Origin of the sequence: Pseudomonas sp. M5 (genome assembly GCF_016907075.1) — a bacterium.
Lineage (GTDB): Bacteria > Pseudomonadota > Gammaproteobacteria > Pseudomonadales > Pseudomonadaceae > Aquipseudomonas > Aquipseudomonas putida_E.
In genome coordinates this window covers 193,612-206,880 of record NZ_JAFBBH010000001.1, presented here as the reverse complement: position 1 = coordinate 206,880, position 13,269 = coordinate 193,612, and the positions used below count along the sequence as shown (strand labels likewise).

The window sequence follows — 13,269 nt, the reverse complement described above, 5'->3', positions numbered from 1 at the left end:
GTCGACCATGGGTGCTTCACGGCGCAACATGAACGAAATTCATGCGAATGGCCAATGCGCCTAAAAACCGCGCAGCTTTGTTATGATTCCGCACCTTCTGATATTCGCCCGACCAGGTAGTTCCTATGTCCGACCGCAGCGCTCGTCTCCAAGCACTCCAGCACGCACTCAATGAGCGCATTCTGATCCTCGACGGCGGCATGGGTACTATGATCCAGAGTTACCGCCTCGAGGAACACGACTATCGTGGCACGCGCTTCGCCGATTGGCCAAGCGATGTAAAAGGTAACAACGACCTGCTGCTGCTCAGCCGCCCCGATGTCATCGCTGCCATCGAGAAGGCGTACCTGGACGCTGGCGCCGACATTCTCGAAACCAACACCTTCAACGCCACGCAGATTTCCCAGGCCGACTACGGCATGGAGTCGCTGGTCTACGAGCTGAACGTCCAGGGCGCACGCATCGCCCGCCAGGTGGCGGACGCCAAGACCCTGGAAACGCCGGACAAGCCACGCTTCGTTGCCGGCGTGCTCGGCCCGACCAGCCGCACCTGCTCGATTTCCCCGGACGTCAACGATCCCGGCTACCGCAACGTCACCTTCGACGAACTGGTGGAAAACTACATCGAGGCGACCCGCGGGCTGATCGAGGGTGGCGCCGACCTGATCCTCATCGAGACCATCTTCGACACGCTCAACGCCAAGGCAGCGATCTTCGCCGTGCAGCAGGTGTTCGAAGATGACGGCATCGAACTGCCGATCATGATCTCCGGCACCATCACCGATGCCTCGGGCCGTACCTTGTCCGGCCAGACTACCGAAGCGTTCTGGAACTCGGTACGCCATGCCAAGCCGATTTCCGTCGGCCTGAACTGCGCGCTGGGCGCGAAGGACCTGCGCCCTTACCTTGAAGAGCTGTCGACCAAGGCCGACACCCACGTTTCCGCCCACCCCAATGCCGGCCTGCCGAACGCCTTCGGCGAGTACGACGAAACCCCGGCCGAGATGGCTGCCGTGGTCGAAGAGTTCGCGGCCAGTGGTTTCCTCAACATCATCGGCGGTTGCTGCGGTACCACGCCCGGGCACATCCAGGCCATCGCCGAGGCAGTGGCCAAATACAAGCCGCGCCAGATCCCGGAAATCGCCAAGGCCTGCCGGCTGTCGGGCCTGGAACCGTTCACCATCGACCGCCAGTCGCTGTTCGTCAACGTCGGTGAGCGCACCAACATCACCGGCTCCGCCAAGTTCGCCCGGCTGATCCGCGAAGAGAATTACACCGAAGCGCTGGAGGTCGCCCTGCAGCAGGTAGAGGCCGGTGCTCAGGTAATCGACATCAACATGGACGAAGGGATGCTCGACTCCCAGGCCGCCATGGTCCGTTTCCTCAACATGATTGCAGGCGAGCCGGACATCTCTCGCGTGCCGATCATGATCGACTCGTCGAAATGGGAAGTGATCGAGGCTGGCCTCAAATGCATCCAGGGCAAGGGCATCGTCAACTCGATCTCCATGAAAGAAGGCGTCGAGCAATTCAAGCACCACGCCCGCCTGTGCAAACGCTACGGCGCGGCCGTGGTGGTGATGGCCTTCGACGAGGTCGGCCAGGCCGACACCGCCGCGCGCAAGAAGGAAATCTGCCAGCGCAGCTACGACATCCTGGTCAATGAAGTCGGCTTCCCGCCGGAAGACATCATTTTCGACCCGAACATCTTCGCCGTCGCTACCGGCATCGAAGAGCACAACAACTATGCCGTGGACTTCATCGAGGCCTGCGCCTACATCCGTGACCACCTGCCACATGCGCTGAGCTCGGGCGGCGTGTCCAACGTGTCGTTCTCGTTCCGCGGCAACAACCCGGTGCGCGAGGCGATCCACTCGGTGTTCCTGTTCCACGCCATCCGCAACGGGCTGACGATGGGTATCGTCAACGCCGGCCAGCTGGAAATCTACGACGAGATCCCGGCCGAGCTGCGCGAGCGGGTCGAGGACGTGGTGCTCAACCGCACCCCCGAAGGTACCGATGCATTGCTGGCCATCGCCGACGACTACAAAGGCGGCGGCGCCACCAAGGAAGTAGAGAACGAAGCCTGGCGCTCACTGCCGGTCGGCAAGCGCCTGGAACATGCGCTGGTCAAAGGCATCACCGCACACATCGTCGAAGACACCGAGGAGTGCCGCCAGCAATGTGCGCGCCCGATCGAAGTCATCGAAGGGCCGCTGATGAGCGGCATGAACGTGGTTGGCGACCTGTTCGGCGCCGGCAAGATGTTCCTGCCGCAGGTGGTCAAGTCGGCGCGGGTGATGAAGCAGGCCGTGGCCCACCTGATCCCGTTCATCGAGGCCGAAAAAGGCGACAAGCCCGAAGCCAAGGGCAAGATTCTCATGGCGACGGTCAAGGGCGACGTGCACGACATCGGCAAGAACATTGTCGGCGTGGTCCTGGGCTGCAACGGCTATGACATCGTCGACCTCGGCGTGATGGTACCGGCAGAGAAGATCCTGCAGACCGCCCGCGACGAGAAGTGCGACATCATCGGTTTGTCCGGCCTGATCACCCCGTCGCTGGACGAGATGGTTCATGTTGCCCGGGAAATGCAGCGCCAGGGCTTCGAGCTGCCGTTGATGATCGGCGGCGCCACCACGTCCAAGGCCCATACCGCAGTCAAGATCGAGCCCAAGTACAGCAACGATGCGGTGATCTATGTGACCGACGCCTCCCGCGCGGTAGGTGTGGCCACCCAGTTGCTGTCCAAGGAACTCAAGCCCGACTTTGTTGAAAAAACCCGCCTGGACTACATCGAAGTGCGTGAACGCACTGCCAACCGCAGTGCCCGCACCGAGCGCCTGAGCTACGCGCAGGCCGTGGCGGCCAAGCCGAAATACGACTGGGCCGCTTATCAGCCGGCGGTCCCTGCCTTCACAGGCGTCAAGGTGCTGGACAACATCGACCTGCGCACCCTGGCCGAGTACATCGACTGGACGCCGTTCTTCATTTCCTGGGACCTGGCCGGCAAGTTCCCACGCATCCTCACCGATGAAGTGGTGGGTGAAGCGGCAACCTCGCTGTACAAGGATGCCCGCGAGATGCTCGACAAACTGATCGACGAGAAGCTGATCAGTGCGCGCGCCGTGTTCGGCTTCTGGCCAGCCAACCAGGTTGCCGATGACGACATTCAGGTCTACGACGACAACGGTCAGCCCCTGGCCACCTTGCACCACCTGCGCCAGCAGACCATCAAGCCCGATGGCAAGCCGAACTTCTCCCTGGCCGACTTTGTCGCGCCCAAAGACAGCGGCGTCACCGACTACATGGGTGGCTTCATCACCACCGCCGGCATTGGTGCCGAGGAAGTGGCCAAGGCTTACCAGGACAAGGGCGACGACTACAGCTCGATCATGGTCAAGGCCCTCGCCGACCGCCTGGCCGAGGCCTGTGCCGAGTGGCTGCACGAGCAGGTGCGTAAAGAGCACTGGGGTTATGCGCGTGACGAGCACCTGGACAACGAGGCACTGATCAAGGAACAGTACAGCGGCATCCGCCCTGCCCCAGGCTACCCGGCCTGCCCGGACCATACCGAAAAAGAAACGCTGTTCCGCCTGCTCGACGGCACAGCCATTGGTGAAACCGGCCCCAGCGGCGTGTTCCTCACCGAGCACTTCGCCATGTTCCCGGCTGCGGCGGTCAGCGGCTGGTACTTTGCTCACCCGAAAGCGCAGTACTTTGCCGTGGGCAAGGTCGACAAGGACCAGATCGACAGCTACAGCGCACGCAAGGGCCAGGATGTCAGCGTCAGCGAGCGCTGGCTGGCACCGAACCTGGGGTACGACAGCTGACGTTCGTGGGGCCGCTTTGCGGCCCCATTTGCCATCTACACTGTCCCTGATTGCCTCTGAATATCCAAGGAGCCAGCATGGACGATTCCAGTCAAGGCAAACCCCCTACCTTCTGGCAGATGCTGCACAGCATCCTGGCCGCCGCGCTGGGTGTGCAGAGCGGCAAGAACCGCGCGCGCGACTTTACCCATGGCAAGGCCAGCCACTTCATCGCGCTGGGCGCACTGTTCACCTTGGTGTTCATCCTGATCCTGATCGGCCTGGTACGACTGGCGCTGCACCTGACCGCCCACTGAAACGCAACCCGCCCGCGTAATTCCCTTGCGCGGGCGGCTCAAGTTGCATCACGGCCTGGAGCTGAGGCTATTGGTGGCTGACCCAGTACACGGCAGTGACCACCACCAGGACGATCAGGCAGAGGATCGCCCAGGCATCGACGCTGCTGTCAGCTTTGCGGACCTTGGTTGTATTTCCCATTGCATTGCCTCTTGTAGTGGTTATGGGAATGCACTTCACAACCAGCAGTTAAGACGAGCAATGCCCTTCTCTCAAGCAGGGTTTTTCAGTAGTCGACAGGTGACGTCAGGAAGGGATACCGGTAAGTCGGCGGGCGTCCTTGGGCGCTGAAACGCTGGAAGTCGACACCATAGTCGTCCTGTTCCGCCAGCTTGAGCCAACGCTTTGCCTTGTCTGGATCGATCGACTGCAAAACCGGCATCACATGGTCGCGCTGACCATCCCGTGCGATATCCACACCATAGGCATCGTCATGCAGCATGACCATGGCCCAGCCGCCGAGACTGAAATGCCCACCCATCAGCACCCCCAGGCGCCCTTCGATGCGCGCTCTCAAGGCCTCGGGGGAGCTGTTGACGGCGCTGAACACTACATCTTGCCCAGGCTTGCGCCCCGCAGCCTCGAACGCGCGCATGGCGCCAAAGGCCATTTCGTCGTTGGCCGACCACACCAGCTTGATATCCGGGTAGCGCTGCAGCAACTGCTGCGCCTGTTCAAAGGCGCGCTGGCGGTTCCAGCCACCGTAAACCATCTGCCGCAGGCGCACCTGAGGGAAGTCGGCCAAGGCGCGACGCATGCCTTCTTCACGCAACTGCGAGGCGGGCGTGGTCTTGAGCCCGGCGAAAGCCACCAGGTCCACCGGCTCGTTACTGCGCGGTAGCAAAGCGACCATCTGGTGCAGCATCTGGTAACCGGCCTGCTCGTCATTGGCCGTCAAGGCCCCTAACAAAGCGCCGTACTTTGCGGGCTGGGCTTGAATGCTGCTCGCCTGGCTGGCGGTCAGCCCGTTGTTGACCAGTAACAGCTTGACCCCGCTACCTTGCGCCAGGCGAATGATCTGCGGCGCAACGTACCGCTCGTTGACAAGCACGAGGTATTCCGGGCGCTGCGGGCCCTTGAGCACCGCCCGGGCCTGGCTCAGGGCGCGCTCGGGATTACGGGCGCTGTATTGCACCTGCAGCGCCATGCCCAGGTCATCAGCCGCCGCTTGCATGAAGCGCGAGTAACTGACCCAGAACGTCTCTGCGGGTAGGCCCGGATTGAGGAAAACCACCGAAGCGGCCTGAACGCTGGCTGCCAGCGGCAGGCTCAGGCACAAGCTGTAGCACAATGCCTTGAGCATGCGGTTACATCCTTACCAACAAACCCGCGAGTATAAACCTGCGGCGCTGAGTGACGGATAAACGCCAGTCAATCTCACTTAGTTCGTTTGGTTCTTTTCATATGCAAAAACATCACTTTAGCGCATAAACGCAACCTGATATCGTTTCCCCGCTCCGAACCGGAGTGCGCGGCCGTGCGCGCGAATAGCTGCATGCAGCCTGAGACAGGACTTTTATGTACGTATACGACGAGTACGATCAGCGGATCATCGAGGACCGCGTCAAGCAGTTCCGTGATCAGACCCGCCGCTACCTGGCCGGTGAGCTGAGCGAAGAAGAATTCCGCCCTCTGCGCCTGCAGAACGGCCTCTATATCCAGCGTTTCGCCCCGATGCTGCGCGTCGCCGTGCCCTACGGCCAGCTGAACGCCCGCCAGGTTCGCACACTGGCCAAGATCGCCCGCGATTACGACAAGGGCTATGCCCACATCTCCACCCGCCAGAACGTGCAGTACAACTGGCCGGCACTTGAAGACATCCCGGACATCCTTGCCGAACTGGCCACCGTGCAGATGCACGCGATCCAGACCAGCGGCAACTGCCTGCGCAACACCACCACCGACCAGTTCGCCGGTGTTGCCGCAGACGAAATCATCGACCCGCGCCCCTGGTGCGAGATCGTCCGCCAGTGGACCACCTTCCACCCGGAATTCGCCTACCTGCCGCGCAAGTTCAAGATCGCGATCAACGGCTCGAAAGAAGACCGCGCGGCCATCGAAGTGCACGACATCGGCCTGGAGCCGGTGCGCAACGCCGCCGGTGAGCTGGGCTTCCGCGTGCTGGTCGGGGGCGGCCTGGGCCGTACCCCGGTGGTCGGTTCGTTCATCAACGAATTCCTGCCGTGGCAAGACCTGATCAGTTATCTGGACGCCATCCTGCGCGTGTACAACCGTTACGGCCGTCGTGACAACAAGTACAAGGCGCGGATCAAGATCCTGGTCAAGGCCCTGACCCCGGAAGTGTTCGCCGAGAAGGTCGAGGCCGAAATGGCCCACCTGCGTGGCGGCAGCACCACCCTGACCGAAGAAGAAGTACAGCGTGTTTCGCGCCACTTCGTCGACCCGGACTACCTGGCCCTGGACAACGTCGACTACAGCGCCCAGGACGCCGAATACCCAGGCTTCGCCCGCTGGCGCTCGCGCAACACCCGCGCCCACAAGCGCCCTGGCTACGTGGCCGTGACCCTGTCGCTCAAGCCCACCGGCGTTGCCCCGGGCGACCTGACCGACAAGCAGCTGGACGCCGTGGCGGACCTGGCAGAGCGCTACAGCTTCGGCTTCCTGCGCACCTCGCACGAGCAGAACATCATCCTCGCCGACGTCGAGCAGCGTCAGCTGCACGCCCTGTGGCTGGAGCTGCGCGAAGGTGGTTTCGCCACGCCGAACATCGGCCTGCTGACCGACATCATCTGCTGCCCTGGCGGTGACTACTGCTCGCTGGCCAACGCCAAGTCGATCCCGATCGCCGAATCCATCCAGCGCCGCTTCGACGACCTGGACTACCTGTTCGACATCGGCGAGATCGACCTGAACATCTCCGGCTGCATGAATGCCTGCGGCCACCACCACGTCGGCCACATCGGCATCCTCGGCGTGGACAAGAAGGGCGAGGAGTTCTACCAGGTGTCCCTGGGCGGCAACGCCGCGCGCGACGCGAGCCTGGGCAAGATCCTTGGCCCGTCCTTCGCCCAGGACGACATGGCCGACGTGATCGAGAAGCTGATCGCCGTGTACGTGGAGCAACGTACCGAGGAAGAGCGCTTCATCGACACCTACCAGCGTATCGGCATCGACCCTTTCAAGGAACGCGTCTATGCAGCGAATCATTAAGAACAACCAGATCGTCGACGAAACCTGGCACCTGCTGCCCAAGGAAACCACGATCGACGAACTGACCAACTGCGACGACTACATCGTCCCGCTGCAACTGTGGCGTGACCATGCCCATATGCTCAAGGCTCGCGACGGTGGCCTGGGCGTGTGGCTGGACAGCGATGAACAAGCGGAAGAGATCGGTGATGACGTGCAGTACTTTCAGGTCATCGCCCTGAACTTCCCGGCCTTCACCGATGGGCGCAACTACTCCAATGCGCGCCTGCTGCGCGACCGCTACCAGTTCAAGGGCGAGCTGCGCGCCATTGGCGACGTACTGCGTGACCAGTTGTTCTACCTGGCCCGCTGCGGTTTCGATGCCTTCGCCATCCGTGCCGACAAGGACCCGGAAGATGCCCTGCAAGGGCTGAAGGACTTCTCGGTGACCTACCAGGCCGCCACCGACGAGCCGCTACCGCTGTTCCGCCGCCGTTGATCGTCTCCCGGCATGGCCCACCGCACGGTGGGCCATGCTCCAGTTCATGCAGCCACCTCGCTGCACGGCTTTTCAACCCCTGCGGTCAATGGGCCTTCTGCTTACCCCCCAGGGATCCAGTTCTGCAGCCCCGTCCCGTTCTGCCCGCAGCCGAGCCATTGCTTCACGCACGCGCTCCATGACCGCCTCACTCAGCTGGTTCTGTTCGAGGTTGACCGTGTGCGGGTGCGCTTCGACCCAGCTCAACGCCTCCTCGCTCAATGTCACGATCCGGTTGCCACGCAAGTCTACGACCAGGTTTGGCTGGCGCTGCAGCAACGCCAGAGGAAAACTGCGAAGGCCCGTGGCACGCAACGACACGTACTGCAGGTGAACGTTGTAGCGCAACTGTGGCGCTACCCCTAATGGGTTAGCGTCAAGGTTTAGCACCTCCAGCCTGGAGAACCATTCCAGCCGCAACTGGCTTTGCGCGTCGAGTGTTATGAGATTGTTCTGCATGAAGAGCTGGGTCAACCTGCCCAGAAGATTCAACTGTGCCGGGACAGTGAGCAAGCGGTTCGCTGCGACATCGAGAGTGCTCAGTTGCACAAGGTTGCCAATACTGTCCGGCAACGCACTCAGGAGATTACCGCTCAATTGCAAGCTTTCAAGGCTTGCCAGTTGCCCAATCCGCCCATCAAGCGCAGCGATCTGGTTGAAGGAGAGGTCCAGATGGGTCAGTTCGGTCAACTGCTCGATGCCAGCCGGTAGATCGGCAAGTTGATTGCCACTGAGGTCCAGAGCGTTCAATTCGCTCAAGTACTGCAACCCCGGCACCGTTTCGAGCATGTTGCCGCCAAGGTTCAATGTGCGCACCCGCGGCAAGTGCTCAAGCCCATCAAGCGTTCGCAAGCAATTGCCAGAGAAGTCGACTGTTTCCAGATTGGGAAAACGACGCAGGAAATCAGCCTCGATAACCGTAATCTGATGGTTGCACACTGACAGGTCACGTATTTGTTCAAACATGATGCCTGGGGGCAGCACGGGTAAAGAACTGACGGTCCACCCTTCGCTGCTCGAACGCCGGGGCGGGACATCATTGCTGTAATCCGACTGCCAGAAATGGCGCAGGACACCCGCCAGATAGGACCGCGCCAGATATTCCGGGTCGCCAGGCTCCCCGCACCACATCGCCAGGCTACTGTCCAGACGCCTCGACAGATGGGCAAACGCGCGCGAGCCAGGACCATGAGGTAGCTCGAGTCGATACCACGTCCGGTAGTTGCCGCGGGCCAGCGTCAGCGTCAACGCGACCTCCTCCTGCGTGCGCTGCTCTGCAATTCCAGCGCCTGCATTGCTCGGTGCCTGCTCTTGCTCGCCATTGGCCGCTAGTGCGGCTTGCCGTTCTGTGTAGGCTTGCCGTATGGCCGCGAACTGATCGGCGTACGCGAGCCGTACATGATCCTGCCAGAATGCCTGCTGAGCCAGGAACTGGCTCAGCGCCTCAGCTGTTTCGGCCTCGTACACCGCGGCCTCGGCTGCGACCAGTTGGTCCGGCGTCACGTTGGCGACATGCTTGAAACTCAGATAGGTCGGTTGGCCGTAGATACCCAGCGACTCTGCAAGCTGTACCCGGAAGGCCAGGTAAATCTCACTTGGCTTGAAGGGCACCGAGCGCTGGCTCAGGCTTTCGATGTACCGCTCAGCGAAGCGGTTCACCTGATCAAGCCTGAACAACTCACGGCCCAGGCTGCGCAGCGCTTGCTCGACTTGCCTACCGCGCACGCCATCGGTGCGCAACGCCACCTGCAGGTGGACGATCAAGGCATCGAGGTCGGCGCCTGCGCCTGGTACCGCTGCCTGATGGAATACCGCCCGTCGAATATGAGCATGGTTGTACATGGCATAAAGCAGCTCACCCACACGACGCCGCATGTCTTCGGTTTCAAGAGCAAATTTTTCGGTCTGCAGCAACGCTGTGAGAAAAGCAAAGAACTCTTCGCAGCCTGGCTCTTGCGCCAGCGCCTGCCAGTACCTGCGACGCGGCGCAGCCTCGCGCTCGGTCAGCCCTTCGAGCCACGGGGCAATGCCCTCTGCGCCCTGCTGGCCGATCGCTTCAGGCTCGATCGCCAGCCGCTCGAGTGCAACCGGTGATAGCGGATTGCCCTGCAAGCTTGCGCAGCCGGGGTTGGCGCGTAACCAGCCGGCCTGCGCTTCACTGATGTCGACGATGCGATTGTTACGCAAATCGAGCTGTTCCAGCTGTGCCAGTGCACTGGTATCCGGTATCGAGGTCAGCCGGTTGGAAGACAAGTCCAGGCGCCGTACATTGGGAAAGCGGGCGAGCAAGCCCTCGCCGAGCGCCGTCAGATCAAGATTGCGCAGTACCAGTGAAGTCACATGGTCGAAGTGAACGCGCTCCGGCAGTTCGGGCAGACTACCCAGGCGTGAACCCTCCAGAATCAACGCAGGATGGCCGTCAGTGTCGTGAGTGCGACGTTGCCAGGCGTGACGAATCCGCCGTGCCATGCGCGCCCGCCGGATCAACTGAATCGGCCCCGACGATTGCCGACGCCACAGCCCCAACGCCTGATCAAGCGTTCGCAGCTCTTCACACAGGCGCAGGTAGTGATTCCAAGGTGTCAGCCCAAGCGTGCGGGCGCTCTGCTCAAACTGCTCCATCGCGCTTTCGTCGAAATCGGGGAACAGCCGTTGAATACCCCGACGCAATGCGCGATTGCTGCTTTCGCCACGGCCACTCAAGGGGTAACCCAGGCGCCCGTCGCCCAGCCGTACCGGCGGCCTGAAACCAAGGCCGACTGGCGCCATGCGCAACAGTGAAGCGGCGAGCTCGCGTTCTTCGCTGGCCCATTGCGACATGGCCTGGGCCAGTGTTTCGGGGGCGTCGCTGGCATCGCCCAACATTCGTTTCTGCCAGGGATCGAGCTGCAGCAACAGGGCCTGGAACAGGCTGTCGTCAGCTCTGGCCAATGGCAACGGGTTTGCGCGCTCATCCAGCGCCTGATACCCCTGGGCCGTTCGAAGCACGGTGCGTACCTCGCTGGCCGCTTGCGCTCCGGCCGACGCAGTCATTTCACCCGACAGCGTGTCACCGCGCAGCTCGATGCGCACTCCTCGCCACGGTGCGCGCTCGGCGATCATGCCCAATGCCAGTTGCTCGGTATCACGATTGATTGCTGCGGTTTGAAGCAGGCCCGCACAAGCGCGGTCCAGGCGCGTATCGCGCACGTACCAGCGCGCCTGCTCGGCCAAGGCCAACGGCACACGCTGGTGCGCGAGCATATGCTCCACCTGGTCCTCGGGCGCATGTTCGATGATCTCACGCGCACCCATTACCGACAGGCCGGGAAAGTCCCGGCGAAGCAGGGTTTCGGCTTCGCCGGGCATGGGCTGCTGAGCCTGCAGCTGCCGCTCGAAGGCCTCCCCGTTCAGCTCTGGCCGCTGAGCGTGCAACTGCTGCCTCTGCACCGCATCGTGCAAGCGCGCCGGCGCCTGTGCCTGTTCCACATGCAAACGGCGCAGTTGGTCCTGGTTGAACCCCGTTGCCCGCATCACCGCGTGTATGGCCTGCTCATCGAGGTGCCCCCAGCCCGCGTCGAGGTCCTGAAACAGCTCAGCGCTGGCGTGCCATTCCTGGGGCGTCTCCAGTTCATGCTGCCAGCAAGCGCCCTCGTTGCCCTCGAGCAGCGGCGCATAAGCATTGGGACGCACGGGATGGCGGATGCGACGCTGCTGCGTTTGAGCTTCCAGGTAGGTCAAATGGCTGGCCAAGGGTGTACGCACATACTCTGCACCTTGCAGACTGATCAACTCACCGACTGCTCCTCGGTCTCGGACGGCATAGCCTGGCAGCCTGGGGTCACTCAACTTCAATGTATGTTCATCCGTGTAGACCGGCACTAGATCTGCGACGCGAGCATCCTCCACCAGGCGGTGCGAAGCCGCGCCTGCGCCGGCATTGACTGCTGTCATAGCCACGGTTTGCGCTACGCAATACAAGTGCTCCAGCGCGCTCTGGCGGTCCCCCAAGCGCCAATCGGCATAGCCCTCGTACACGTCGTCAGCCACCTGCAACGCGGTGATCCCCAGCAATGGCAAAGCCAGTGCAGGTAGCGCGAAGCTCGCTAGGCCCAACGCATCGATGGCAAAGCTCAGGTAGAAATGCAGGCGCCTGTCGCGCTGCTGCGCGTCCACTTCGGCAGTGGGTATGGCGTGCACTTTGGCATTGTCCAACAGGGTGTCGATCAGTTGGCGGCGCAGGTATTCGAACAACGGCTGCTCGATAGGCTCGTAACGACCATCGAGCTGGACCGGCACATTCTCGGCAGTATCACTCAGCGCCTGGGTCAAGGCACGGGTGTAGGCACTCCGGTCACGCTCACCGATAAAGCGTTCGAAGAATTCGACGTAACCGGGCAAACGGAACTGTTTACCCAACGTCATGAACAGCGATGCCCAAGAGGTATACCAGGTCAGCGGGCCTTGAGGATCATCAGGGATCCAGCACAATATGCCCTCGAACTCGTCACCGGTCGCGCGCTGATGGGTTATCTCGAACGCCACCGCGCCCCGCACCAGCCGGCCGAACACACGCAGTTGCATGGGCCGCAGCCCAGAGATGGAGGGGGGTGTAGCTGAGATCAAGTCAATCAGCGGGGCACAGTGTTCATAGGCATGCCTTGCTATTTCACCATTGACCAGTGCCAGCCTCAGCGCCGCCTCGAGACTCGTGCGATAACCTGCCTCGATCAGCGTGCTCAGTTGTTTCCCCGCTTCACCACCGGGCGTCAACTGCGCGCGCAGGTACGCCTGGTAACGCCCCCCCAGGTCGAGCGAGCGGCACAGGGCAAAGAATGCTTTGGGCGAGAGCGCGCAAGCATTCCCTGATGCATCCAGCACCGCAGTGCCCTGCATGATGCTGGTGGCGAACGTTTCACCTTCGGTAAAGTTATGCAACGCCGATTGCAGCAGGCTGTGCTGGTAGATCTGCTCTTTGACCCCATCCGGCACTTGCGCAACATGCGAGGGATATCGCTGCAGGGTTCTGCGCCGCAGCGTGGCCCGACGCACATCGACACCAAGTTGATGTTCCGCCTGCAGAGCTTCTCGCAGCAGCGGCTCGGCAAATGCATCGAGTGGGGTGATCCGCGCCAGCCATTCGTGCAACTGATGCTGTAGCTGCTGTTGTCGCTGCTGGCTCTGGAGCAAGCTGTTGAGGGTGTCGGACGCAAGTTCGGTCAGCCAGGCGGGCAAGCGACTGGCAATCAAGGCATTGGTGGAGTCATCAGTGAACGGCTGACTGGGCATCGCGGGCTCCTAGGGCGCAAAACAGCGATTGCACCACCGCGTGACGAGGCTTTTGCGTTAACTATTGCAACCTGCCTACGTGACAGACGTTCACGTTTGCACAAGCCCTGCCGATAACAGTTACAACTGCTGACCAGAAAGGAA

Annotated in this window: 6 protein-coding genes; 4 read left to right on the top strand and 2 right to left on the bottom strand. The window is 61.8% G+C overall.

Annotated elements, in window-relative coordinates; translation table 11 throughout:
- Positions 1-125: 125 nt before the first annotated feature.
- Together metH and JOE27_RS00890 are read left to right on the top strand one after the other, a co-directional pair.
- Positions 126-3,833: a methionine synthase gene (gene metH / locus JOE27_RS00895; RefSeq protein WP_174141649.1), complete on the top strand. Its 3,708-nt coding sequence runs from the start codon at positions 126-128 to the stop codon at positions 3,831-3,833.
- A 77-nt stretch (positions 3,834-3,910) separates the two neighbouring features.
- Positions 3,911-4,129, top strand: coding sequence for a DUF2970 domain-containing protein (locus tag JOE27_RS00890; protein WP_115275295.1), 219 nt, complete (start codon positions 3,911-3,913; stop codon positions 4,127-4,129).
- Between the two features lie 266 nt (positions 4,130-4,395).
- On the opposite strand, the gene JOE27_RS00885 is transcribed toward JOE27_RS00890, so the two are convergent.
- Positions 4,396-5,472, bottom strand: coding sequence for an ABC transporter substrate-binding protein (locus tag JOE27_RS00885; protein ID WP_204917581.1), 1,077 nt, complete (start codon positions 5,470-5,472; stop codon positions 4,396-4,398).
- Between the two features lie 215 nt (positions 5,473-5,687).
- On the opposite strand from JOE27_RS00885, the gene JOE27_RS00880 reads away from it, so the two are divergent.
- Complete coding sequence (locus JOE27_RS00880) at positions 5,688-7,340, top strand: nitrite/sulfite reductase (RefSeq protein WP_204917579.1); 1,653 nt, start codon at positions 5,688-5,690, stop codon at positions 7,338-7,340.
- A complete protein-coding gene (locus tag JOE27_RS00875) occupies positions 7,324-7,818 on the top strand; it encodes a DUF934 domain-containing protein (protein ID WP_115275297.1) in 495 nt (164 codons plus the stop codon). Before JOE27_RS00880 ends, JOE27_RS00875 begins: the two co-directional genes overlap by 17 nt.
- Before the next feature lie 72 nt (positions 7,819-7,890).
- Here JOE27_RS00875 and JOE27_RS00870 read toward each other — a convergent pair whose 3' ends face one another.
- On the bottom strand, positions 7,891-13,125 hold the full coding sequence (locus JOE27_RS00870) for an NEL-type E3 ubiquitin ligase domain-containing protein (protein WP_204917577.1): 5,235 nt from the start codon (positions 13,123-13,125) through the stop codon (positions 7,891-7,893).
- Between the last annotated feature and the right edge of the window lie 144 nt (positions 13,126-13,269).

Coding starts and splice junctions, on each gene's coding strand:
- JOE27_RS00880 (WP_204917579.1), top strand. CDS start 5,688: ATGTACGTATACGACGAGTACGATCAGCGGATCATCGAGGACCGCGTC.
- JOE27_RS00870 (WP_204917577.1), bottom strand. CDS start 13,125: ATGCCCAGTCAGCCGTTCACTGATGACTCCACCAATGCCTTGATTGCC.
- JOE27_RS00890 (WP_115275295.1), top strand. CDS start 3,911: ATGGACGATTCCAGTCAAGGCAAACCCCCTACCTTCTGGCAGATGCTG.
- metH (WP_174141649.1), top strand. CDS start 126: ATGTCCGACCGCAGCGCTCGTCTCCAAGCACTCCAGCACGCACTCAAT.
- JOE27_RS00875 (WP_115275297.1), top strand. CDS start 7,324: ATGCAGCGAATCATTAAGAACAACCAGATCGTCGACGAAACCTGGCAC.
- JOE27_RS00885 (WP_204917581.1), bottom strand. CDS start 5,472: ATGCTCAAGGCATTGTGCTACAGCTTGTGCCTGAGCCTGCCGCTGGCA.